Raw genomic sequence first — 21,619 nt, 5'->3', positions numbered from 1 at the left:
ACAACCCCTTAGAAATAACCCTGACGTTTCTTTTCTTCCATCGAGCCTGCGCCATCGTGATCGATGACCCGGCCCTGGCGTTCGGAAGTTCGCGTCAGGAGCATTTCCTGAATGATGTCGGTCAGGCTGGTGGCCTCGGACTCGACCGCACCGGTCAACGGGTAGTCGCCGAGTGTACGGAAGCGGACCTTCTTCTTGACGATGCGCGCCTTGTCTTCATCGCTCAGGTGATTGAGCAGGCGTTCGTCGTCGATCATGATCCAGGTGCCATTCATCTCGATAACGTCGCGCTCGGCGGCGAAATACAGCGGCACAATCGGGATGCCTTCGAGGTAGATGTACTGCCAGATGTCCAGTTCGGTCCAGTTCGACAACGGGAAAACACGGATCGATTCGCCCTTGTTGACCTTGCCGTTGTAGACGTTCCACAACTCGGGACGCTGGTTTTTCGGGTCCCAGCGGTGCTTGGTATCGCGGAAGGAATACACGCGCTCTTTGGCACGGGATTTCTCTTCGTCACGACGGGCACCACCGAAAGCGGCATCGAAACCGTACTTGTCGAGGGCCTGCTTGAGGCCTTCGGTTTTCATGATATCGGTGTGCTTGGCGCTGCCGTGGGTGAGCGGGTTGATGCCCTGCGCAACACCCTCGGGATTCACGTGTACCAGCAGGTCAAGGCCGAGTTCTTCGACCATGCGGTCGCGGAACGCGTACATTTCCTTGAACTTCCACTGGGTGTCGACGTGCATCACCGGGAACGGCAGTTTGCCCGGGAAGAATGCCTTGCGCGCAAGGTGCAGCATCACGGCGGAGTCTTTACCGACGGAGTACAGCATCACCGGGTTATCGAACTCGGCGGCGACCTCGCGGATGATGTGGATGCTTTCGGCCTCCAGCTGTTTCAGATGCGTCAGTTTGTCGACCATGGCTACTCACGAAAACGATCTTATGGACGGCCAGCGGGCCGTGTTCGAGCGAGGAATCCTAGCACAGCGACCTCTTCTAATCAGGACGCAAGCTAGATCGAAAGGGTATATGAATATACCTGCCTGTTCGGGTGTACCGGGTCCTGTGGGAGCGAGCCTGCTCGCGATAGCGGTGTGTCAGTCACATCAATGTCGGATGTGACGCAGCCATCGCGAGCAGGCTCGCTCCCACAGTGGGTATGGGTGATTCAGATAGGATTCGGGCAATCGATGAAGATGTGCTCGAGGGCAAATCGGCGGGCCAGATAATCGCCCAACGCCTGCACGCCATAGCGCTCGGTGGCGTGATGGCCGGCGGCGATGAAGCTGATGTCGTTTTCCCGGGCGCTGTGGAAGGTCTGTTCGGACGCCTCACCGCTGAGGTACAAGTCGACGCCAGCCAGCACGGCCTGATCGATGTACCCCTGACCGCCACCGGTGCACCAGCCAACGCGGCGAATCATCTCGCTGCCTTCGATCAGCAACGGCTCGCGGCCCATGACTTCTTGTACGCGACGGGCAAAATCGCGGGCCGTCACCGGCTCGTTCAATGAGCCGACCAGACCGACAATTTTGAGATTGTCCGGATCCAATGGGCCTTCCACTGTGATATCGAGCTGACGTGCCAGCTGAACGTTATTGCCGACTTCCGGGTGCAGATCCAGCGGCAGATGGTAGGACAACAGGCTGATATCGTGCTTGAGCAGGGTTTTCAACCGACGCTGCTTCATGCCGGTGATGCACGGATTCTCGCCTTTCCAGAAATAGCCGTGATGCACCAGTATCAGATCGGCGCTGGCTTCCACAGCGGCGTCGAGCAACGCCTGGCTGGCGGTGACGCCACTGACGATGCGCATGACCTGCGGCCGGCCTTCGACTTGCAACCCGTTGGGGCAGTAATCGGCAATCTTTGCACTGTTAAGGTAACGGTCGGCTTCTTCGACCAGGGTGCTCAGGGCGACGGCCATAAAAGACTCCTAAATATCCCGTTCAGAGGCACGCTTCGCCTCGTATAATGCGCGACATTATGGGCGGTCTCATACCGCCTGCAACCTCTCAGGACGTGCTTAATGCTCAAGGCGCTGCGTTTTTCCGCCTGGCCGCTGTTGGCCGGCGTGCTTATTGCTCTGTTAATCATCCAGCGTTACCCGCAGTGGGTCGGACTCCCGAGCCTCGACGTCAATATGCAGCAAGCCCCGCAAACCACCACGATGCAACAGGGTCCGGTGTCCTATGCCGACGCGGTGACCACGGCCGCGCCGTCGGTGGTCAACCTGTACACCACCAAAGTCATCAACAAACCGAACCATCCGCTGTTCGAGGATCCGCAGTTCCGGCGTTTCTTCGGCGACAACTCGCCCAAACAGAAGCGCATGGAATCGAGCCTTGGCTCGGGCGTGATCATGAGCCCGGAAGGTTACCTGCTGACCAACAACCACGTGACTAGCGGTGCCGACCAGATCGTGGTGGCCCTCAAGGACGGTCGTGAAACCCTGGCCCGAGTGATCGGCAGCGACCCGGAAACCGACCTCGCAGTCCTGAAGATCGACTTGAAGAATCTTCCATCGATCACCGTCGGGCGCTCCGACAACATCCGCATCGGCGACGTGGCCCTGGCCATCGGCAACCCGTTCGGTGTCGGCCAGACGGTGACCATGGGCATCATCAGCGCCACCGGGCGCAATCAGCTGGGTTTGAACAACTACGAAGACTTCATCCAGACCGACGCTGCGATCAACCCCGGCAACTCCGGCGGTGCGCTGGTGGATGCCAACGGCAACCTGACCGGCATCAACACGGCGATCTTCTCCAAGTCCGGCGGTTCGCAGGGCATCGGTTTCGCCATCCCGGTGAAACTGGCCATGGAAGTGATGAAGTCGATTATCGAGCACGGCCAGGTGATTCGCGGCTGGCTCGGTATCGAAGTGCAGCCGTTGAGCCAGGAACTGGCGGAATCGTTTGGCCTGTCGGGGCGGCCGGGCATTGTGGTCGCGGGGATTTTCCGTGACGGCCCGGCACAGAAGGCCGGACTGCAACTGGGTGACGTGATCCTCAGCATCGACGGTGAGCCGGCCGGCGACGGTCGTCGTTCGATGAACCAGGTCGCGCGGATCAAACCGACCGACAAGGTCACGATCCAGGTGATGCGCAACGGTAAAGAGCTCAAGCTCACCGCCGAGATCGGCCTGCGTCCGCCACCCGCTCCAATCAAGGAAAAAGAAGAAGAGTAAGCGGTAGGAGCTGCCGAAGGCTGCGATCTTTTTGCACCCTCAGCAGCTCCATAACTCCGAAGCCGTTAACAGCAGACATTCTCATTAGACATGTTATATTGTTTCAATATCACTATTGGAACAACATAACATGTCGTCTCGAACAATGGTTTCCCTCGCAGGCCTGGCCCTCGGTTTGCTGGGGGATCCGGTCTTCGCCGAAGAATCGCAAACCGTTGAGCTGGACGCCATCAGCGTCACCTCCGACTACGAATCCCCCACTGGCCCGGTCAAGGGTTACCGCGCCACGCGCTCCTCCAGCGCAACCAAAACCGACACCGCCCTTCGCGATATCCCGCAATCGATCAGTGTGATTCCCGTCAGTGTGCTCAAGGACTTGGGCAGCACCAGCGTCGAACGCGCATTGGAATTTGCCGGCGGCGTGTCGAAACAGAACAACTTCGGCGGCCTGACGCTCTATGAATACAGCGTGCGCGGCTTCACCACGTCGGAGTTCTACAAGGATGGTTTCAGCGCCAACCGAGGCTATCCAAGCACGCCGGACGTGGCCAACGTCGAACGCATCGAAGTGCTCAAAGGCCCGGCCGCCAGCCTTTACGGTCGTGGCGATCCGGGCGGTACGGTGAACATCGTCACCAAGAAACCCCAGCCCGAAGCCTTCACCACACTGCAAACCAGCGCCGGCAGTTGGGATCGTTATCGCACCGCCATGGACGTCAACACACCGCTGGATGATGACGGCAACGTGCTGTCCCGGGTGAACCTGGCCGTCGAGGACAACCACAGCTTTCGCGATCACGTCGACAGTCAGCGTGTGTTCGTTGCGCCTTCGTTCAGCTGGCAACTGAACCCGGACACCAGCCTATTGGTGGAGAGCGAGTTCGTGCGCCACAGTTCGACCTTCGATCGCGGAATCGTCGCGCCGAACAATAAATGGAGCGGTGTTTCCCGTTCGACCTTCCTTGGTGAACCCAACGACGGCAACATCGACAACCACAACAATCTGCTGCAAGCGGCCCTCGAACATCAACTCAACGACCGCTGGAAACTACGCCTCGCCAGCCATTACAAGGAAGGCAAGCTCTGGGGCTTCGCCTCCGAAAATCGTCCCTTGAACGCCGACGGCCACACCGTCAACCGCCGCTACCGCGAGCGCGACACCAACTGGCACGACAGCATCACCCAACTCGAACTGCGCGGATTTTTCGACATCGGCAGCTGGCAACACGAACTGCTGATCGGCAGCGAATACGAGAATTTCCGCAAGAACGAACGGGTCACGACCATTGCCGGCAGTCCCTACGCCATCGATATCTATCGGCCGATCTACGGCCAGTCGAAACCCAATGGCGCACGCTCCGGGACCGACTTCTTCGAGCACGTCGAAAGCCAGGCGCTGAACCTTCAAGACCAGATCGTCTTCACCGACAAACTGCGCGGCATACTCGGTGCGCGTTTCGAACATTTCGAACAAAGCATCGACGATCACAGCCGCAACGCGACCAGCCGCCAGCGCCACGATGCCCTGACCCAGCGGGTCGGGCTGCTCTACCAACTGACACCCGAAGTGGGCGTGTTCGCCAACGCCTCCACCTCCTTCAAACCGAACAACGGCCTGGATGCCGCCGGCAAATCCTTCGCTCCGGAAGAAGGCGTCGGCTATGAAGTCGGGATCAAGAGCGAACTGTTCGACGACCGCTTGAGCAGCACCCTCGCCGCCTTTCATATCGAAAAGGAAAACGTCCTGGCGCTCGATCCGGCGACTGACTCCAGCCGCGCCATGGGTAAGGCTCGCAGCCAGGGTGTCGACCTGCAAGTCACCGGGCAAATCACCGATGCCGTGCGAGTGATCGGGGCTTTCGCTTACATCGACGCCGAAGTCACCCAAGGCGACAAGGTGATACCCACCGGCAGCCGAATTCTCGGTGTGGCCAAACGCAGCGGCAGTGTGCTGGGCGTTTATGAATTTCAGAATGGCCATTTGCGCGGTTCGGACCTTGGTGCAGCCTTCACCTATGTCGGCGATCGCTCGGGTGAAGCCGGAAGCGATTTCGAACTACCGGCCTACCACACCGTCGACCTGCTAGCCCATTACAAGGCCAGCGAAAACGTCACTGTGGGCCTGAACCTGAACAACCTCTTCGACGAAAAATACTTTGAGCGCTCCTACAGCAACTACTGGGTCAACCCCGGCGAGCCGCGCAATTTCACCGTCAGCCTGACACTCAATCTGTAAAAGGAAGTCACCATGCAATACCTCAAACCCCTGGCGCTGCTTGGACTGCTGTTCGCCACTGAAGTCTCAGCCCATGGTCTCTGGACCGAACAGCGGCGTGGCAACATCGAAGTCATCTACGGCCACGGCGCCGAAGATAACGCCTTCAAGGCGCAGAAAATCAGTGGCGCGTGGGCTTATGACGTCGGCGGCAAAATGATCCCGGTGAACGTGCAACGGCTGGCCGACCACGCCCGCCTGCAGCCGTTGAAACCGCCGGCGGTGATGGCCGTGGCGCTGAACAATGGCATGTGGTCGCAGACGCCGGATAAGAAATGGATCAACGAAGGACGCAGCAAAGTACCGGGGGCCATTGAGTCGACCCAGACCTTCAAGTACAGCCTGGCGATATACCAGCCGGGGGCGAAACTGCCGAAGCTTGATCAGATGAAGTTGCTGATTTTGCCGGAGGTTGATCCGCTGACTGTCGGGCCGGGTAAATCGTTACCGGTTCGAGTGCTATTGGACGGTAAGCCGGCGGCAGGTGTGAAGTTGGTAGGCGATTATCGCAGCGCGCCGAATACCTTGAGCACCGAGACCGACGCAGAGGGCCGGGCGCAAGTATTGGTGCGTAATGAAGGATTGAACGTGATTGCGGCGCAGATGGAGATTTCGCTGAAGGACAACCCGGATGTGGCGACGCGCGGGCTGTTCACGTCGCTGACCTTCCTTGGCGAACCGCATCACGAGTAACCCATCAACCCTTGTGGGAGCGAGCCTGCTCGCGATAGCGGTTTTGCATTCAACATAGATGCTGAATGTTATGGCCTCATCGCGAGCAGGCTCGCTCCCACAGGGTCGGGGAAGTCTTACAGGTCGCCCAGGCCGTCGATCAGCGCCTGATTCTGTTCTGGCGTACCGATGGAAATCCGCAGGAACTGGGCAATCCGCTCCTGCTTGAAGTGCCGGACGATCACGCCTTGCTCACGCAACTTCGCCGCCAGCCCTGCCGCATCGTGCTTCGGATGACGGGCGAAGATGAAGTTCGCCGCCGACGGCAACACTTCAAAGCCTTTCGCTTGCAGTTGCGCAACGACCTTTTCACGATTCTCGATGACCAACCGGCAGGTCTTGTCGAAGTACTCACGATCTTCGAATGCTGCGGCTGCACCGACATTCGCCAGACGATCCAGCGGGTAGGAATTGAAGCTGTTCTTGATCCGCTCCAGCGCCTCGATCAGGTCCGGATGCCCCACCGCCAGACCAACCCGCAGACCGGCCAGTGAACGGGACTTGGACAGGGTCTGGGTCACCAGCAGGTTCGGATAACGATCCACGAGGCTAATCGCCGTCTCGCCGCCGAAATCGATGTAAGCCTCATCCACCACGACCACTGAATCCGGGCTGGCCTTGAGGATTTGCTCCACGGCATCCAGCGCCAACAGGCAGCCAGTCGGTGCGTTCGGATTCGGGAAGATGATCCCGCCGTTCGGCTTGGCGTAGTCCGCCGGGTTGATCTGGAACTGCTCGTCCAGCGGCACCGCGTCGAAGGCGATGCCGTACAACCCGCAGTAAACCGGATAGAAGCTGTAGCTGATGTCCGGGAACAGCACTGGATTATCGTGTTGCAGCAAGCCGTGAAAAATGTGCGCCAGGACTTCGTCGGAACCGTTGCCGAGGAACACCTGATTGCTCTGCACGCCGTAGTAGCTGGCCACCGCGTTCTTCAGCAGATCGCTGTTCGGGTCCGGGTACAGACGCAAATTGTCATTCAGTTCGGTCTGCATCGCCGCCAAGGCTTTTGGCGATGGACCGTACGGGTTTTCGTTGGTGTTGAGCTTCACCAGTTTCGCCAGTTTCGGCTGCTCGCCCGGCACGTAAGGCACCAGGCTCTTGACGAAGGGACTCCAGAATTTACTCATGTTCAGTTGCCCTGCCCTTGTAGAGAGTCTTCGTCAACGATGCGGTATTCGGCACTACGCGCGTGAGCGGTCAACGACTCGCCACGGGCCAGCACAGAAGCGGTTTTGCCCAGTTCCGACGCCCCCTGCTCGGAGCAGAAGATGATCGACGAACGCTTCTGGAAGTCGTACACACCCAGCGGCGAGGAGAAACGCGCGGTGCCAGAGGTTGGCAACACGTGGTTCGGGCCGGCGCAGTAGTCGCCCAAGGCTTCTGAGGTGTGACGGCCCATGAAGATCGCGCCAGCGTGGCGAATCTTCGGCAGCCAGGCCTGCGGATCAGCAACGGACAACTCAAGGTGTTCCGGTGCGATGCGGTTGGCCACTTCCATGGCTTGGTCCATGTCGCGGACCTTGATCAGCGCACCACGGCCATTGATCGACGTTTCGATGATCTCGGCACGTTCCATGGTCGGCAGCAGTTTGGCGATGCTGGCGGCGACCTTGTCGAGGAACTCGGCGTCCGGGCTGACCAGAATCGCCTGGGCGTCTTCGTCATGCTCGGCCTGGGAGAACAGGTCCATGGCGATCCAGTCCGGATCAGTCTGGCCGTCGCAGACCACGAGGATTTCGGATGGGCCGGCGATCATGTCGATGCCGACTTGGCCGAACACGTGACGCTTGGCCGTGGCGACATAGATGTTGCCCGGACCAACCACTTTGTCGACCTTCGGCACGCTTTCGGTGCCATAAGCCAGCGCAGCAACTGCTTGAGCGCCGCCGATGGTGAACACGCGGTCGACGCCGGCGATGCAGGCTGCGGCCAGCACCAGCTCGTTGATTTCGCCACGAGGCGTTGGCACTACCATGACCACTTCGGTCACACCGGCTACCTTGGCCGGAATCGCGTTCATCAGTACCGAGGACGGATAAGACGCCTTGCCGCCCGGTACATACAGGCCGGCGCGATCCAGCGGCGTGACCTTCTGGCCCAGCACGGTGCCGTCGGCTTCGGTGTAGCTCCAGGAATCCTGCTTCTGTTTCTCGTGGTAGCTGCGTACTCGGGACGCGGCTTTTTCCAGCGCTTCACGCTGCGGCACGGTGATCCGGGTCAGGGCCAGTTCCAGACGCTCACGAGGCAGGATCAGGTCCGCCATGGACGCGACCTGCAGGCCGTCGAACTTCTGGGTGAATTCCACCAGCGCCGCATCGCCACGCTCGCGCACGGCCTTGATGATGTCCAGCACCCGCTGATTGACCGAGTCGTCAGACACACTTTCCCAGCTCAGCAGATGATCCAGATGATGTGCGAAATCCGGGTCAGCAGCGTTGAGTCGGCGAATTGCAGTCGGTGCGGTCATAGCGAGAGCCTCATAGGATTGGCAAAAACTCAGGCGCCCGAAGCTAACATTCGATCCGCTTGGGCACCTGAGAATTCTGGCTATGAGGCGGATAGACGGCGCGACTCAAGGTCGCGCAGGTAAATCAGCCGCGGTGTCGAGACTCCACTGCCTTGCGCAGGGTGTCGATCAACGCCTGGATACGGGCGTGTTGCATTTTCATCGAAGCTTTGTTCACGATCAGCCGGGAGCTGATGTCGGCAATGAAATCCTGGGGTTCCAGACCATTGGCGCGCAGGGTGTTGCCGGTGTCGACCACGTCGATGATCTTGTCTGCCAGACCGATCAGCGGCGCCAGTTCCATCGAGCCATAGAGCTTGATGATGTCGACCTGACGGCCCTGTTCGGCGTAGTAGCGCTTGGCAACGTTGACGAACTTGGTCGCCACACGCAGGCGGCCCTTGGGCTCGACATCACCGACACGGCCGGCGGTCATCAGCTTGCAGAGGGCAATTCGCAGGTCCAACGGCTCGTACAAACCCTGGCCGCCATATTCCATCAGCACATCTTTACCGGCGACGCCCAGGTCAGCGGCACCATGTTCGACGTAAGTCGGCACATCGGTGGCGCGCACGATCAGCAGACGTACATCGGCCTGAGTCGTGGGGATGATCAGCTTGCGGCTCTTGTCCGGATTCTCGGTCGGCACGATGCCCGCTTCAGCCAGAAGCGGCAGGGTGTCGTCAAGGATGCGGCCCTTGGACAGTGCGATGGTCAACATGGGAAACGTCAGTCCTTATCAAGGTACTCATGCCCGGTCGCAAATGGCGCCGGACACACATCGAGCCGGAAACCGGCTCGACTTCAACAAATCAACGAGCGCGTCCCTGCGCCCATGCAGCAGAAACTAGCCCGGTACGCGGCGGATCTTGGCGCCGAGCATCTGCAGTTTCTCTTCGATGCACTCGTAACCACGGTCGATGTGGTAGATGCGGTCGATCAAGGTGTCACCTTCAGCGATCAACGCCGAGATTACCAGGCTGGCCGAAGCACGCAGGTCGGTGGCCATGACTGGCGCGCCCTTGAGCTTTTCGGTACCGGTGACGATGGCAGTGTTGCCTTCGACCTGGATCTTGGCGCCCATGCGGTGCAGTTCGTAAACGTGCATGAAGCGGTTTTCGAAGATCGTCTCGATCACAGCGCCCGTGCCTTCGGCAATGGCGTTGAGGGAGATGAACTGCGCTTGCATGTCGGTCGGGAACGCCGGGTACGGAGCGGTGCGCACGTTAACGGCTTTTGGCCGCTTGCCGTGCATGTTCAGCTCGATCCAGTCTTCGCCGCAGGTGATTTCGGCACCCGATTCCTTGAGTTTCTCAAGCACGGCTTCGAGTATGGTCGGATCGGTGTCCTTGACCTTCACACGACCGCCGGTCACAGCAGCTGCGACCAGGTAGGTGCCGGTCTCGATACGGTCAGGCATCACTTTGTAAGTGGTCGGGTGCAGACGCTCAACGCCATCGATGGTGATGGTGTCAGTGCCGGCGCCAGTGATCTTGGCGCCCATGGCGTTCAGGAAGTTCGCCAGGTCGATGACTTCAGGTTCGCGAGCGGCGTTTGCCAGAACGCTGCGGCCCTTGGCCAGAGCGGCCGCCATCATGATGTTTTCGGTACCGGTCACACTGACGGTGTCGAAGAAGAAGTGCGCACCGCGCAGGCCACCTTCAGGTGCCTTGGCCTTGATGTAGCCGCCTTCGACGTCGATGACCGCGCCCATGGCTTCAAGGCCACGAATGTGCAGGTCAACCGGACGAGAACCAATGGCGCAACCGCCAGGCAGTGCGACTTCGGCTTCACCGAAACGTGCAACCATCGGGCCCAGCACCAGGATCGACGCACGCATGGTCTTCACCAGTTCGTACGGAGCGATCAGGGTCTTGATGGTGCGCGGGTCGATTTCGACGCTGAGTTTCTCGTCGATCACCGGCTCGATGCCCATACGACCGAACAGCTCGATCATGGTGGTGATGTCGTGCAGATGCGGCAGGTTGGCAACAGTCACCGGGCCATCGCACAGCAAGGTTGCAGCCAGGATCGGCAGGGCAGAGTTCTTTGCCCCGGAGATGCGGATTTCGCCATCAAGACGAACGCCACCGGTAATTATCAATTTATCCATAAGAATCTCGACGCCCTTGGGCTCAGGTGCGCTCGGCCCAGGCCGCGCTGCTGAAAAATTTCATAGTGACCGCATGGATGCTGCCATCGGTGATCCATGGGTTCAAATGGGCATAGATCTGCTGCTGACGCTTCACCGGGCTCAACGCCGCCAGTTCATCGCTAATCACGTTCAGCTGAAAGTTGCAGCCTTCGCCCTCGACTTCTACTAGGGTTCCTGGCAGCTTTCCTTCAAGGAAGCTCTTCACTTCTACGGCCTGCATGCTCAACCTCAATCGGCGCCCTGTGCGCGCGGGTCGGACATCATACAAAAAAGCCCCGCGCCTGCGAACCCCGCGAAGCAGGACTCTGACGGGGGGCTTCTTAATAGATGCGGTTAGGGATGCGCCAACAGCTCGGTCAATTCGCTGACCTGAGCGATTTCGCGCATGTCTTCTGGCATCCCGCGGATGCTCAGCGCCTTGCCGGCCGCCTCTGCATCACGCATGAAGCACAGCAGCAGCGACAAGCCGACACTGCTGGACTTCAACACTGCCGAGCAATCGACCACCAGTGCAGCGGCCTTGCTGGATTTGATCAGCGCCTGCCCCTGTTTGCGCAAACCGGGGCCGGTGCGGTAATCCAGCATGCCGCTGAGCGTCAGCTCGCCGGATTCGCTCATGCGAATGGCCGACACACTCATTGAGCTTGCTTCTCGGGTGTTTGCTTCTGGCTGGCTTCCTTGGCTTTGGCCACTTCCCCGGCCCAACCATTGATGGTCTTGTCCAGGTCGTTGCCATTGCGCTGCATCGCATCAGCGAACTGATCACGGAACAGCTTGCCGATGTTAATGCCGTTGATGATCACGTTGCGCAGTTTCCACTCGCCATTGATCTTTTCGAGTGTGTAGGACACAGGATAGATCGCGCCGTTGGTGCCTTTGACCGTCATGGCAACGCTTGTACGGTCTCCCGACTCATCCTTGGCAGGATCTACGACGATCCCCTGATTGTTGTACTCGAGCAAAGCGTTGCCATAGAACTGGAACAGACCCTTTTTGAAGTTTTCTTCAAAGGTCTTCATTTGCGCAGGCGTGGCTTTGCGTGAATATTTGACCGTCATGATGCTCTTGGAAATGCCCTCGGCATCCACAACAGGTCCGACGATGGTGTTCAGTGCCGTATAGAAGTCTTGCGGATCTTGCTTGTACTTCTCTTTATTGGCCGACAGATCGGCAAGTAGCCGATTGGTGGTGTCCTGCACGATATCGTGCGCTGAGGGCGCCGCCCCGGCGTTAGCCATCAACGGCAGGGCCGCGAGTAATACCAACAGGCCACGTCGCAAGGTAGAGATCATTCAAAAGCTCCTCATTTGGCGTCTTTACTAACGGTATTGAGCAGAAATTTACCGATCAGGTCTTCGAGTACCAGCGACGACTGCGTGTCGTGGATGGTTGAGCCATCCTTGAGCAAGCCTTCTTCGCCGCCCACGCTGAGACCGATGTACTTCTCGCCCAACAGGCCAGCGGTCAGGATAGATGCAGTGGAGTCAGTCGGCAGGTTATCTACGCGTTTTTCCAGCTGCATGGTCACTCGACCGGTGAAACTGTCGCGATCCAGATCGATTGCCGTGACCTTGCCGATGGTCACACCGGCCATGGTCACTTTAGCTCTGACAGTCAAACCGGCGATATTGTCGAAATACGCATAAAGTTTATAAGTGTCGGTGGTTGCGCTCGGGGACAGGCCACTCACCCGCAACGCCAGCAACAGCAAAGCCAGGATGCCAGCCAGCAAGAAAAGGCCGACACCGATTTCCAGGGTGCGGTTTTGCATCAGAAATCTCCAAACATCAAGGCGGTCAGAATAAAGTCCAGGCCGAGTACAGCCAAAGAGGCATACACCACGGTCTTGGTAGTGGCACGACTGATCCCCTCGGAAGTGGGCTCGCAGTCATAGCCTTGGAATACGGCGATCCAGGTCACGACAAAGGCGAAAACGATGCTTTTGATGATGCCGTTGAGCACATCGTCTGCAAAGGTCACGCTGTTCTGCATGTTGGACCAGTAGGAACCTTCATAGACACCCAGCCAGTCGACGGCCACCCACGAACCACCCCAGATGCCCACCACGCTGAAGATCATCGCCAGCACCGGCAGGGAAATGAAGCCGGCCCACAGGCGCGGGGCAATGATGTACTTGAGCGGGTCGACACCAATCATTTCCAGACTGGACAACTGCTCGGTGGACTTCATGTTGCCGATTTCGGCAGTCAGTGCCGAACCGGCGCGCCCGGCGAACAGCAATGCCGTGACCACGGGCCCCAGTTCGCGCAACAGCGTCAGCGCAACCATCTGGCCAACCGCCTGCTCCGAACCATAGCTGGACAGGATATTGAAGCCTTGCAGCGCCAGCACCATGCCGATGAATACCCCGGAGACCACGATGATCACCAGGGACATTACGCCCACCGAATGCAGCTGCTTGATCAGCAAGCCAAAACCGCCGCCAATGCCGCCACGGCCAAGCAACGCATGAAACAGGAATATCGCCGAACGGCCAAACACCCCCAGCACGTCAATGCCAGAGTGGCCGAACCGGCGAACCCGTTCTATTAGTGAAATCTTGCGCATCAACGCTGCCCCAGAAGATCTGCGCGGTAATCCGTCGCTGGAAAGTGATAGGCGACCGGACCGTCAGGCTCGCCTGTCATGAATTGACGGATGCGTGGCTCCTGCGAGTTCATCAGCTCCTCGGGAGTGCCCTGCCCCAACACCTGGCCTTCGCCGACGACATAGATGTAATCGGCGATGCTCGCGGTCTCGGCCAGGTCGTGGGAGACCACGATACTGGTGATGCCCAGCGCATCGTTGAGCAGGCGGATCAGACGCACCAGCACACCCATGGCAATGGGGTCCTGGCCGACAAAGGGCTCGTCATACATGAGGATCTGCGGATCGAGGGCAATCGCCCGCGCCAAAGCGACGCGACGTTTCATGCCGCCGGACAACTCGTCAGGCATCAGGTCGATGGCGCCACGCAAACCCACGGCCTGCAATTTGAGCAGGACGATATCCCGGATCATTTCTTCCGGAAGTTCGGTATGAACGCGTAGCGGAAAGGCCACGTTCTCGAACACATCGAGATCGGTGAACAGTGCACCACTCTGAAACAGCACGCCCATGTGCTTTCGCGCATCGAACAGATCACTGCGTGACAGTTTCGGCAGGTTCTGTCCATTGACCCAGACTTCGCCTTTGGTGGGCCGCAGCTGTGCGCCCATCAGCCGCAACAGCGTAGTCTTGCCACACCCGGAAGGCCCCATGATGCCGGTGACCTTGCCGCGCGGGATACGTATATCGACGTTATTGAAAATGCTGCGCGTTCCGCGCTTGAAGGTCAGTCCCTTCAGCTCGACCGCGTAGGCTTTATCGGCACTCATCTAAACTCCTTGCGATGCAGCCTCTCACTCGGACGCCTGACTTTCTGGCGAAAGCACATACATCCCGGGCAGGCCGAACTGGCGGCGAACTATATCACTGCAAAGGCCAAGCGCCCAAGGCCCAAGCCGGGCCATGTTGAGTAACATGACGGGGTAAAAGCTTCCATTCAGGGGGATTCGGTAACGGGGAATGACAAAGCGCGACGAACTTGCGTGAGGGTTTCGATCATTACCGTTATAATCGCCGCCTTTTCATCAGGCTATACGATTTCTGACATGAGCCAATCCAGCGACCTGATTCAATCAGCACAACGCACCATCCGCCTCGAACTGGAAGCCGTACAAGGCTTGTTGCCCCGTATCGACGCAGATTTCGTACGCGCTTGCGAGATGATTCTGGCCAGCAAAGGGCGCGTGGTCGTGGTCGGCATGGGCAAATCGGGGCACATCGGCAACAAGATCGCCGCCACCCTGGCCAGCACCGGCACCACGGCCTTTTTCGTGCACCCGGCCGAAGCCAGCCACGGCGACATGGGCATGATCACCCGCGACGACATCATCCTGGCATTGTCGAACTCCGGCTCCACCAATGAAATCGTCACCCTGCTGCCGCTGATCAAGCGTCTGGGCATTCAATTGATCAGCATGACCGGCAACCCTGATTCACCGCTGGCGAAGGCTGCCGAGGTCAACCTCAACGTGCACGTCGAGCACGAAGCCTGTCCGCTCAACCTGGCACCGACCTCGTCGACCACTGCCGCCTTGGTCATGGGCGACGCCCTGGCCGTTGCGCTGCTGGAAGCCCGCGGTTTCACCGCTGAAGATTTCGCCTTTTCCCACCCCGGCGGCGCACTTGGCCGACGCCTGCTGCTGAAAGTGGAAACCGTCATGCACGCCGGCGCAGAACTGCCCCAGGTGCAACGTGGCACACTACTCAAGGACGCCTTGATGGAAATGACCCGCAAGGGCCTGGGCATGACCGCGATTGTGGAGGCCGATGGCAAACTGGCCGGGATCTTCACCGACGGCGACTTGCGCCGCACCCTTGACCGGACCATCGACATCCACCATACGACCATCGACGAGGTCATGACCGTCCACGGCAAGACCGCCCGGGCCGATATGCTGGCAGCCGAAGCCCTGAAAATCATGGAAGACCATCGAATCAACGCGCTGGTAGTGGTGGACAAGGAGGACCGACCGATCGGCGCCTTCAACCTGTCCGATCTGCTGCGCGCAGGAGTAATGTGATGAGCACCGACCTGCTGCAACGCGGCAAGAACATCAAACTGGCAGTTTTTGACGTCGATGGCGTACTGACCGACGGACGCCTGTACTTCCTCGAAGACGGCAGCGAATTCAAGACGTTCAACACCCTCGACGGCCAAGGCATCAAGATGTTGATGGCAGCCGGCGTGCAGACCGCTATCATCAGCGGCCGCAAGACCCCGGTGGTCGAGCGACGCGCGAAGAACCTCGGTATTCCACACGTGTACCAGGGGCGCGAGGACAAACTGGTGGTGCTCGACGAGCTTCTTTCCCAACTCAACCTAAGCTATGAGCAAGTCGCCTATCTCGGTGACGACCTGCCGGACCTGCCGGTGATTCGCCGCGCCGGCCTGGGCATGGCGGTGGCAAACGCCGCCAGCTTCGTCCGTGAACACGCCCACGGCATCACCCAGGCCCGTGGTGGCGAAGGTGCCGCTCGCGAATTCTGCGAATTGATCCTGCGCGCGCAGGGCCGCCTTGATGCGGCAAACGCCGCGTACCTGTGAGCCAACTATGCTGAGCAAAAAGATTCGCAAATTCCTGGTGTTCGGTTGCATCGCAGCGATATTCGCGGCGGTCGGCTACTGGAACATCAGCCCGGAACGCTTCCTCGACAAGCCGGTGGCAAAGACCGATGAAACCGCGATCGACTATTACGCGACCAACGCCCACAGCGTGCAATATCTGCCGGACGGCAAACTGCAATACGAAATGACGTCCGACAAGGTTGAACACCTGAAAGCCACGGAAGTGACGCTGTTGACCAATCCCGACCTGAACATGTTCCGCGGCACCGAGTTCCCGTGGCATGTCCAGAGCGAGCACGGCGAAGTGAATCCCGACGGCACTCAGGTCGAACTGATTGACTCGGTGCGCATCACGCGCTTCGACGAGAAAAACCGCAAGACCCTGATTACCACCACCCGCATGACAGTGTTCCCGCAGCAGCAATATGCGCAGACCGAGCAACCCGTTAGAATCGACGGCGCTGGTGGTGTGTCGACTGGCAAGGGAATGAAAGCGTATTTGAAAGAAAGCAGGATACACCTGCTATCGAACGTAAGAGGACAGTATGAGGCTCGTTAAAACCCTCCCTATTTTGCTCGGTCTGAGCGCAGCACTGGGAAGCGTGAGCGCCTGGGCACTGCCGACCGATCAAGCGCAGCCTATCCGCATTCAGGCCGACGATGCCCAGCTGGACGACAAGAATGGCGTTGCCACCTATAAAGGTGATGTGATCATCACTCAGGGCTCGATGATCGTTAAAGGCAACACCGTGACCATCACCCGCACGCCGACCGGCGACATTGACGTGGTGACTTCGGTGGGCAACCTCGCCTATTTCGAGCAACTGCAAACTGCAGGCGACACCAAACCCGTTCAGGGCTGGGGCGTGACCATCCAGTACCACGCAGCGCAAAACCGCGTCGTGCTGATCGACAAGGCAAAAGTTGTCGACAAGGACAACAACGTCACCCAAGGCGAGAAAATCGTCTACGACACGGTCAAAAAGCTGGCGAGCGCCGGTCGCGCGACGGGCAATAAGGTCACCGAGTCGCGTCCGCGCATCGACATGGTGATCCAGCCGAAGAAGAAAACCGACGAGCAAAAGGCCCAGTAATGGCAACTCTGAAAGCTCAGCATCTGGCAAAGAGCTACAAGAGCCGCCAGGTCGTGCGTGACGTCAGCCTGTCGATCGATAGCGGTCAGATCGTCGGCCTGTTAGGTCCCAACGGCGCCGGCAAGACCACCTGCTTTTACATGATTGTCGGCCTGGTACAGGCCGATCAGGGCCGCGTACTGATTGACGATCTGGATGTCAGCCACCAGCCTATGCACGGTCGTGCGAAGGCCGGCATCGGCTATCTTCCGCAAGAAGCATCGATCTTCCGCAAACTCTCGGTAGCCGACAACATCATGGCGATCCTCGAGACCCGCAAGGAACTCGACAAGGCCGGTCGTCGCCAAGAGCTGGAAAGCCTGCTGCAGGAATTCCACATCAGCCACATCCGCGACAACCTCGGGATGAGCCTGTCCGGTGGTGAACGCCGCCGTGTGGAAATCGCCCGGGCACTGGCTACCAACCCGAAATTCATCCTGCTCGACGAACCGTTCGCCGGCGTGGACCCGATTTCGGTGGGCGACATCAAGCAGATCATCTATCACCTCAAGGCCAAGGGCATTGGTGTGCTGATCACTGACCACAACGTCCGTGAAACCCTGGATATCTGCGAAACCGCCTACATCGTCAACGACGGCCAGCTGATCGCCGAAGGTGACTCTGCCACCATCCTGGCCAACGACCTGGTCAAGGAAGTGTATCTGGGCCATGAGTTCCGCCTGTAAGCACTGAGGTGTCTGGCTGGTTGCCCGGGCGCTCGTCTCGATAAAAAATCAACATTTTTTTATTGTTACAGCGCTCTAGGCAAACGCTGCAGTTTCGGGCATATAATTTGCTTATGTTTGGCGCTCCGGCGCCCTGTAGTGGATGGCGCATGTGCGCCGGCGAATAAGGTGTTAAGCCCCTGCCATGAAACCATCGCTAGTCTTGAGAATGGGCCAGCAGCTGACGATGACACCGCAGCTGCAACAGGCCATCCGCCTGCTCCAATTGTCGACCCTGGACCTGCAACAGGAAATCCAGGAGGCCCTGGAGTCCAATCCGATGCTCGAACGCCAGGAAGAAGGCGACGACTTCGATAACGCCGACCCCTTGGCCGACAAAGCCGAACAGCAACCCAACGCTGACATTCAGGAACCCTCCTACCAGGAAACCGCCCCGACGGTTGATAACCTCGAGGAAGGCGACTGGAACGAGCGCATCCCCAACGAACTGCCCGTCGATACCGCGTGGGAAGATGTCTACCAGACCAGCGCCAGCAGCCTGCCGAGCAACGATGACGACGAGTGGGACTTCACCACCCGGACATCGGCCGGCGAAAGCCTGCAAAGCCACCTGCTGTGGCAACTGAACCTGGCCCCGATGTCCGACACCGATCGCCTGATCGCCGTGACCCTGATCGACTGCATTAACAATCAGGGCTACCTGGACGAAACCCTCGAGGAGATTCTCGAAGCCTTCGACCCGGAACTGGACATCGAACTGGACGAGATCGAAGCCGTCCTGCACCGCATCCAGCAATTCGAACCCGCTGGCATCGGCGCCCGCAACCTGGGCGAATGCCTGCTGCTGCAATTGCGCCAGTTGCCCGCCAAGACGCCTTGGCTGGTCGAGGCCAAACGCCTGGTCACCGATTACATCGACCTGCTCGGCAGCCGCGATTACAGCCAGCTGATGCGTCGCATGAAGCTCAAGGAAGACGAACTGCGCCAGGTGATTGAACTGGTGCAGAGCCTCAACCCGCGCCCAGGCTCGCAAATCGAGTCCAGCGAAGCCGAGTACGTCGTTCCCGACGTGATCGTACGCAAGGACAACGAGCGCTGGCTGGTGGAGCTGAACCAGGAATCCGTGCCACGACTGCGGGTCAACGCTCAGTACGCCGGTTTCGTGCGCCGCGCTGACACCAGTGCCGATAACACCTTCATGCGCAATCAGTTGCAAGAGGCCCGCTGGTTCATCAAGAGCCTGCAAAGCCGCAACGAAACCCTGATGAAAGTAGCCACCCAGATCGTCGAGCATCAGCGCGGTTTTCTGGAATACGGCGACGAAGCCATGAAACCGCTGGTCCTGCATGACATCGCTGAAGCGGTGGGCATGCACGAGTCGACGATTTCACGGGTGACCACGCAGAAATTCATGCATACCCCACGGGGCATATATGAACTGAAATACTTTTTTTCCAGCCACGTCAGCACCTCCGAGGGCGGTGAATGCTCGTCCACGGCGATCCGCGCGATCATCAAAAAACTGGTTGCCGCTGAAAATCAGAAAAAGCCGTTGAGTGACAGCAAGATCGCTGGTTTACTGGAGGCACAAGGCATTCAGGTGGCTCGCCGCACCGTCGCCAAGTACCGCGAATCCCTCGGGATCGCGCCTTCGAGCGAACGCAAGCGGTTGATGTAGAGCCACGCCACAGCGTTCCAGTGGCAGGCATTTCTGCCTGCCGCTTTATGCACTGGCAACGAAGGAGAAGCTGTATGCAAGTCAACATCAGTGGACACCAACTGGAAGTGACCGAACCTCTTCGCACCTACATCGGCGAAAAACTCGAACGATTAGAGAGGCATTTCGACAAGATCACCAACGTGCAGGTCACGATGACGGTCGAAAAGCTCAAGCAGAAAATCGAAGCCACGCTGCATATTCCCGGCAATGAAGTGGTCGCAAACGCGGAGCATACCGATATGTACGCGGCGATCGACGCACTGACCGACAAGCTGGATAAACAACTCAAAAAGCATAAGGAAAAGACCCAAAGCCTCCTCCAGGGCGCGACCGGTCGTTAACACTCCCAACCCATGATCCGACTTGAAAGCATCCTGACCCCCGGCCGTTCCCTCGTGAACGTGCCGGGCGGCAGTAAAAAGAAAGCCCTTGAGCAAATTGCCAACCTTATCCACAAAGAAGTGCCGGATCTGGAGATGCAAGATGTCTTCGAGGCTTTGATTGCCCGTGAAAAACTCGGCTCAACCGGTTTTGGCAACGGCATCGCCATTCCCCACTGCCGCCTGAAGGGCTGCACCTCGCCCATCAGTGCCCTGATGCACCTTGATGCACCCATCGATTTCGACGCCATCGACGGCGCCCCGGTTGACCTGCTGTTCGTTCTGCTGGTCCCGCAAGCCGCTACCGATGCGCACCTGGAGTTACTGCGCCAGATCGCCAGCATGCTCGACCGCAAGGAAGTGCGCGAAAAACTGCGCAGCGCCCCGAGCAATGAAGCCTTGTATCAGGTTGTCCTGGACGAGCAAAACGGTCATTAATCATGCGCTTGATCATCGTCAGTGGCCGCTCCGGCTCAGGTAAAAGTACCGCACTCGATGTTCTCGAGGACAACGGCTACTACTGCATCGACAACCTGCCCGCCGGTCTGCTGCCGGAACTGGCCGAACGTGCGTTGATCCATACCGAGCTGGCGCAACCGCTGGTTGCCGTATCGATCGATGCGCGTAACTTGCCGAGTCACTTGTCGCGGTTTCCCGAACTGCTGGAAGAAGTGCGCAGCCGGCATATCCAGTGTGATGTGCTTTATCTGGACGCCGACGAAGAAACCTTGCTCAAACGTTTCTCGGAAACCCGCCGTCGTCACCCGCTGAGCAATGCCAATCGTTCGCTGGCCGAGGCCATCAACGATGAGACCGCCCTGCTCGGGCCGATTGCCGACCTCGCCGATCTCAAAGTAAACACCACCAATCTGAACCTGTATCAGCTGCGAGATACCATCAAGCTGCGCCTGCTGAACCAGCCGGAACCCGGTACGGCGTTCCTGGTGGAGTCTTTCGGCTTCAAGCGTGGAATGCCGGTAGACGCTGATCTGGTGTTCGACGTGCGCTGCCTGCCTAACCCTTACTGGAAGCCAGAGTTGCGCGATCAATCCGGGCTCGACCAACCGGTTGCCGATTACCTGGCGGCGCAGCCTGACGTCGAAGAGATGTTCCAGGACATCTCCACCTACTTGTTAAAGTGGCTACCCCGCTTTGCTGCCAGCAACCGCGCTTATGTCACCATTGCCATTGGCTGCACCGGCGGCCATCACCGCTCCGTCTACCTGACCGAACGTCTGGGCCAGGCCCTGCAAAAATCCCTGAAGAACGTCCAGGTTCGCCACCGCGACCTCAGCTAAAGGATTCACACCGCGATGCCTGCTCTGGAAATTGAAATCATCAACAAGCTGGGCCTGCATGCCCGCGCTTCTGCAAAATTCGTTGGCGTCGCCGGTGAGTTCAAGGATTGCACGATCAGAGTAGGACGCACGCCGGAATCCACGGTCGACGGAAAAAGCATCATGGCAATGATGATGCTCGCTGCGGGCAAGGGCACCAAAATCCACCTGAGCACCGAAGGCGAACAGGCTGATGAGGCGATGCAGGCATTGGTGAATTTGATCAATGACTACTTCGGCGAAGGCGAGTAAGGTCAAAAGATCGCAGCCTCGTTTCACTCGACAGCTCCTACAGAGATCAGCGTAGGCCTGTAGGAGCTGTC

The 21,619-nt window shown here is 58.7% G+C and carries 25 protein-coding genes; 13 read left to right on the top strand and 12 right to left on the bottom strand.

What is annotated here, in order from left to right; genetic code table 11:
* Positions 1-8: 8 nt before the first annotated feature.
* Together cysD and PMI27_RS02475 are read right to left on the bottom strand one after the other, a co-directional pair.
* Positions 9-926 carry a sulfate adenylyltransferase subunit CysD gene (cysD, locus tag PMI27_RS02470; protein WP_008008639.1) on the bottom strand — a complete coding sequence of 306 codons (918 nt, stop codon included), beginning with the start codon at positions 924-926 and terminating at the stop codon, positions 9-11.
* Positions 927-1,174: 248 nt separating this feature from the next.
* Positions 1,175-1,933, bottom strand: coding sequence for a Nif3-like dinuclear metal center hexameric protein (locus PMI27_RS02475; protein ID WP_008150726.1), 759 nt, complete (start codon positions 1,931-1,933; stop codon positions 1,175-1,177).
* A 102-nt stretch (positions 1,934-2,035) separates the two neighbouring features.
* On the opposite strand from PMI27_RS02475, the gene algW reads away from it, so the two are divergent.
* From algW to PMI27_RS02490, 3 genes are all read left to right on the top strand, one after another.
* Entirely contained in the window at positions 2,036-3,196 is a 1,161-nt protein-coding gene (algW, locus tag PMI27_RS02480; RefSeq protein ID WP_008150727.1) for a Do family serine endopeptidase AlgW, read from the top strand.
* A 130-nt stretch (positions 3,197-3,326) separates the two neighbouring features.
* Complete coding sequence (locus PMI27_RS02485; protein ID WP_008150729.1) at positions 3,327-5,432, top strand: TonB-dependent siderophore receptor; 2,106 nt, start codon at positions 3,327-3,329, stop codon at positions 5,430-5,432.
* Positions 5,433-5,444: 12 nt separating this feature from the next.
* Entirely contained in the window at positions 5,445-6,164 is a 720-nt protein-coding gene (locus PMI27_RS02490) for a DUF4198 domain-containing protein (RefSeq protein WP_008150731.1), read from the top strand.
* Between the two features lie 116 nt (positions 6,165-6,280).
* Here PMI27_RS02490 and hisC read toward each other — a convergent pair whose 3' ends face one another.
* The 10 genes from hisC to PMI27_RS02540 form a co-directional block, all read right to left on the bottom strand.
* Positions 6,281-7,333 (bottom strand): histidinol-phosphate transaminase, encoded by a 1,053-nt coding sequence (gene hisC, locus PMI27_RS02495; RefSeq protein WP_008150733.1) that lies wholly within the window; start codon positions 7,331-7,333, stop codon positions 6,281-6,283.
* A 2-nt stretch (positions 7,334-7,335) separates the two neighbouring features.
* Positions 7,336-8,673, bottom strand: coding sequence for a histidinol dehydrogenase (gene hisD, locus PMI27_RS02500; protein ID WP_008150734.1), 1,338 nt, complete (start codon positions 8,671-8,673; stop codon positions 7,336-7,338).
* A gap of 124 nt (positions 8,674-8,797) precedes the next feature.
* Positions 8,798-9,433, bottom strand: coding sequence for an ATP phosphoribosyltransferase (gene hisG, locus PMI27_RS02505; RefSeq protein ID WP_007901570.1), 636 nt, complete (start codon positions 9,431-9,433; stop codon positions 8,798-8,800).
* A gap of 126 nt (positions 9,434-9,559) precedes the next feature.
* Entirely contained in the window at positions 9,560-10,825 is a 1,266-nt protein-coding gene (gene murA / locus PMI27_RS02510) for a UDP-N-acetylglucosamine 1-carboxyvinyltransferase (RefSeq protein ID WP_008150737.1), read from the bottom strand.
* 22 nt (positions 10,826-10,847) lie between these two features.
* Positions 10,848-11,087, bottom strand: a complete 240-nt coding sequence (locus PMI27_RS02515) for a BolA family protein (RefSeq protein ID WP_007912386.1) — start codon at positions 11,085-11,087, stop codon at positions 10,848-10,850.
* 113 nt (positions 11,088-11,200) lie between these two features.
* Positions 11,201-11,506 (bottom strand): STAS domain-containing protein, encoded by a 306-nt coding sequence (locus PMI27_RS02520; protein WP_008150739.1) that lies wholly within the window; start codon positions 11,504-11,506, stop codon positions 11,201-11,203.
* Positions 11,503-12,159, bottom strand: a complete 657-nt coding sequence (locus PMI27_RS02525; protein WP_008150741.1) for an MlaC/ttg2D family ABC transporter substrate-binding protein — start codon at positions 12,157-12,159, stop codon at positions 11,503-11,505. The genes PMI27_RS02520 and PMI27_RS02525 overlap by 4 nt, the downstream gene beginning before the upstream one ends.
* Before the next feature lie 11 nt (positions 12,160-12,170).
* Positions 12,171-12,638 carry an outer membrane lipid asymmetry maintenance protein MlaD gene (mlaD, locus tag PMI27_RS02530; RefSeq protein WP_008150743.1) on the bottom strand — a complete coding sequence of 156 codons (468 nt, stop codon included), beginning with the start codon at positions 12,636-12,638 and terminating at the stop codon, positions 12,171-12,173.
* On the bottom strand, positions 12,638-13,435 hold the full coding sequence (gene mlaE / locus PMI27_RS02535) for a lipid asymmetry maintenance ABC transporter permease subunit MlaE (RefSeq protein WP_008150745.1): 798 nt from the start codon (positions 13,433-13,435) through the stop codon (positions 12,638-12,640). The genes mlaD and mlaE overlap by 1 nt, the downstream gene beginning before the upstream one ends.
* Positions 13,435-14,244 (bottom strand): ATP-binding cassette domain-containing protein, encoded by an 810-nt coding sequence (locus PMI27_RS02540; RefSeq protein ID WP_008150748.1) that lies wholly within the window; start codon positions 14,242-14,244, stop codon positions 13,435-13,437. The genes mlaE and PMI27_RS02540 overlap by 1 nt, the downstream gene beginning before the upstream one ends.
* A gap of 276 nt (positions 14,245-14,520) precedes the next feature.
* On the opposite strand from PMI27_RS02540, the gene PMI27_RS02545 reads away from it, so the two are divergent.
* The 10 genes from PMI27_RS02545 to PMI27_RS02590 all read left to right on the top strand — a co-directional run bounded on the left by PMI27_RS02545 (position 14,521) and on the right by PMI27_RS02590 (position 21,548).
* Positions 14,521-15,495, top strand: coding sequence for a KpsF/GutQ family sugar-phosphate isomerase (locus PMI27_RS02545; RefSeq protein ID WP_008150750.1), 975 nt, complete (start codon positions 14,521-14,523; stop codon positions 15,493-15,495).
* Positions 15,495-16,019 (top strand): KdsC family phosphatase, encoded by a 525-nt coding sequence (locus PMI27_RS02550; protein WP_008150751.1) that lies wholly within the window; start codon positions 15,495-15,497, stop codon positions 16,017-16,019. Before PMI27_RS02545 ends, PMI27_RS02550 begins: the two co-directional genes overlap by 1 nt.
* Positions 16,020-16,026: 7 nt before the next feature.
* Positions 16,027-16,599, top strand: coding sequence for an LPS export ABC transporter periplasmic protein LptC (gene lptC, locus PMI27_RS02555; RefSeq protein WP_008150753.1), 573 nt, complete (start codon positions 16,027-16,029; stop codon positions 16,597-16,599).
* The gene (gene lptA, locus PMI27_RS02560) at positions 16,586-17,134 is read left to right on the top strand and encodes a lipopolysaccharide transport periplasmic protein LptA (protein ID WP_008150755.1); all 549 of its coding nucleotides are present in this window, start codon (positions 16,586-16,588) and stop codon (positions 17,132-17,134) included. The genes lptC and lptA overlap by 14 nt, the downstream gene beginning before the upstream one ends.
* Positions 17,134-17,859 carry an LPS export ABC transporter ATP-binding protein gene (gene lptB, locus PMI27_RS02565; RefSeq protein WP_008150757.1) on the top strand — a complete coding sequence of 242 codons (726 nt, stop codon included), beginning with the start codon at positions 17,134-17,136 and terminating at the stop codon, positions 17,857-17,859. The genes lptA and lptB overlap by 1 nt, the downstream gene beginning before the upstream one ends.
* A 184-nt stretch (positions 17,860-18,043) precedes the next feature.
* Complete coding sequence (locus PMI27_RS02570; RefSeq protein WP_033053633.1) at positions 18,044-19,537, top strand: RNA polymerase factor sigma-54; 1,494 nt, start codon at positions 18,044-18,046, stop codon at positions 19,535-19,537.
* Positions 19,538-19,611: 74 nt separating this feature from the next.
* A complete protein-coding gene (hpf, locus tag PMI27_RS02575; protein ID WP_007941242.1) occupies positions 19,612-19,920 on the top strand; it encodes a ribosome hibernation-promoting factor, HPF/YfiA family in 309 nt (102 codons plus the stop codon).
* A gap of 12 nt (positions 19,921-19,932) precedes the next feature.
* Entirely contained in the window at positions 19,933-20,397 is a 465-nt protein-coding gene (ptsN, locus tag PMI27_RS02580) for a PTS IIA-like nitrogen regulatory protein PtsN (protein WP_008150761.1), read from the top strand.
* 2 nt (positions 20,398-20,399) lie between these two features.
* Positions 20,400-21,257, top strand: coding sequence for an RNase adapter RapZ (gene rapZ, locus PMI27_RS02585; RefSeq protein WP_008150765.1), 858 nt, complete (start codon positions 20,400-20,402; stop codon positions 21,255-21,257).
* 15 nt (positions 21,258-21,272) lie between these two features.
* Positions 21,273-21,548 carry an HPr family phosphocarrier protein gene (locus tag PMI27_RS02590; protein WP_008150767.1) on the top strand — a complete coding sequence of 92 codons (276 nt, stop codon included), beginning with the start codon at positions 21,273-21,275 and terminating at the stop codon, positions 21,546-21,548.
* The last annotated feature ends 71 nt before the right edge of the window (positions 21,549-21,619 follow it).

Source organism: Pseudomonas sp. GM41(2012), from assembly GCF_000282315.2.
Lineage (GTDB): Bacteria > Pseudomonadota > Gammaproteobacteria > Pseudomonadales > Pseudomonadaceae > Aquipseudomonas.
The sequence above is the reverse complement of the archived record's forward strand: the minus strand, read 5'-3'. Positions and strand labels throughout refer to the sequence as shown.

What these genes read in the sequence shown, in the direction of transcription:
- cysD (WP_008008639.1), bottom strand. Translation starts at nt 926, where the DNA reads ATGGTCGACAAACTGACGCATCTGAAACAGCTGGAGGCCGAAAGCATC.
- PMI27_RS02475 (WP_008150726.1), bottom strand. Translation starts at nt 1,933, where the DNA reads ATGGCCGTCGCCCTGAGCACCCTGGTCGAAGAAGCCGACCGTTACCTT.
- algW (WP_008150727.1), top strand. Translation starts at nt 2,036, where the DNA reads ATGCTCAAGGCGCTGCGTTTTTCCGCCTGGCCGCTGTTGGCCGGCGTG.
- PMI27_RS02485 (WP_008150729.1), top strand. Translation starts at nt 3,327, where the DNA reads ATGTCGTCTCGAACAATGGTTTCCCTCGCAGGCCTGGCCCTCGGTTTG.
- PMI27_RS02490 (WP_008150731.1), top strand. Translation starts at nt 5,445, where the DNA reads ATGCAATACCTCAAACCCCTGGCGCTGCTTGGACTGCTGTTCGCCACT.
- hisC (WP_008150733.1), bottom strand. Translation starts at nt 7,333, where the DNA reads ATGAGTAAATTCTGGAGTCCCTTCGTCAAGAGCCTGGTGCCTTACGTG.
- hisD (WP_008150734.1), bottom strand. Translation starts at nt 8,673, where the DNA reads ATGACCGCACCGACTGCAATTCGCCGACTCAACGCTGCTGACCCGGAT.
- hisG (WP_007901570.1), bottom strand. Translation starts at nt 9,433, where the DNA reads ATGTTGACCATCGCACTGTCCAAGGGCCGCATCCTTGACGACACCCTG.
- murA (WP_008150737.1), bottom strand. Translation starts at nt 10,825, where the DNA reads ATGGATAAATTGATAATTACCGGTGGCGTTCGTCTTGATGGCGAAATC.
- PMI27_RS02515 (WP_007912386.1), bottom strand. Translation starts at nt 11,087, where the DNA reads ATGCAGGCCGTAGAAGTGAAGAGCTTCCTTGAAGGAAAGCTGCCAGGA.
- PMI27_RS02520 (WP_008150739.1), bottom strand. Translation starts at nt 11,506, where the DNA reads ATGAGTGTGTCGGCCATTCGCATGAGCGAATCCGGCGAGCTGACGCTC.
- PMI27_RS02525 (WP_008150741.1), bottom strand. Translation starts at nt 12,159, where the DNA reads ATGATCTCTACCTTGCGACGTGGCCTGTTGGTATTACTCGCGGCCCTG.
- mlaD (WP_008150743.1), bottom strand. Translation starts at nt 12,638, where the DNA reads ATGCAAAACCGCACCCTGGAAATCGGTGTCGGCCTTTTCTTGCTGGCT.
- mlaE (WP_008150745.1), bottom strand. Translation starts at nt 13,435, where the DNA reads ATGCGCAAGATTTCACTAATAGAACGGGTTCGCCGGTTCGGCCACTCT.
- PMI27_RS02540 (WP_008150748.1), bottom strand. Translation starts at nt 14,244, where the DNA reads ATGAGTGCCGATAAAGCCTACGCGGTCGAGCTGAAGGGACTGACCTTC.
- PMI27_RS02545 (WP_008150750.1), top strand. Translation starts at nt 14,521, where the DNA reads ATGAGCCAATCCAGCGACCTGATTCAATCAGCACAACGCACCATCCGC.
- PMI27_RS02550 (WP_008150751.1), top strand. Translation starts at nt 15,495, where the DNA reads ATGAGCACCGACCTGCTGCAACGCGGCAAGAACATCAAACTGGCAGTT.
- lptC (WP_008150753.1), top strand. Translation starts at nt 16,027, where the DNA reads ATGCTGAGCAAAAAGATTCGCAAATTCCTGGTGTTCGGTTGCATCGCA.
- lptA (WP_008150755.1), top strand. Translation starts at nt 16,586, where the DNA reads ATGAGGCTCGTTAAAACCCTCCCTATTTTGCTCGGTCTGAGCGCAGCA.
- lptB (WP_008150757.1), top strand. Translation starts at nt 17,134, where the DNA reads ATGGCAACTCTGAAAGCTCAGCATCTGGCAAAGAGCTACAAGAGCCGC.
- PMI27_RS02570 (WP_033053633.1), top strand. Translation starts at nt 18,044, where the DNA reads ATGAAACCATCGCTAGTCTTGAGAATGGGCCAGCAGCTGACGATGACA.
- hpf (WP_007941242.1), top strand. Translation starts at nt 19,612, where the DNA reads ATGCAAGTCAACATCAGTGGACACCAACTGGAAGTGACCGAACCTCTT.
- ptsN (WP_008150761.1), top strand. Translation starts at nt 19,933, where the DNA reads ATGATCCGACTTGAAAGCATCCTGACCCCCGGCCGTTCCCTCGTGAAC.
- rapZ (WP_008150765.1), top strand. Translation starts at nt 20,400, where the DNA reads ATGCGCTTGATCATCGTCAGTGGCCGCTCCGGCTCAGGTAAAAGTACC.
- PMI27_RS02590 (WP_008150767.1), top strand. Translation starts at nt 21,273, where the DNA reads ATGCCTGCTCTGGAAATTGAAATCATCAACAAGCTGGGCCTGCATGCC.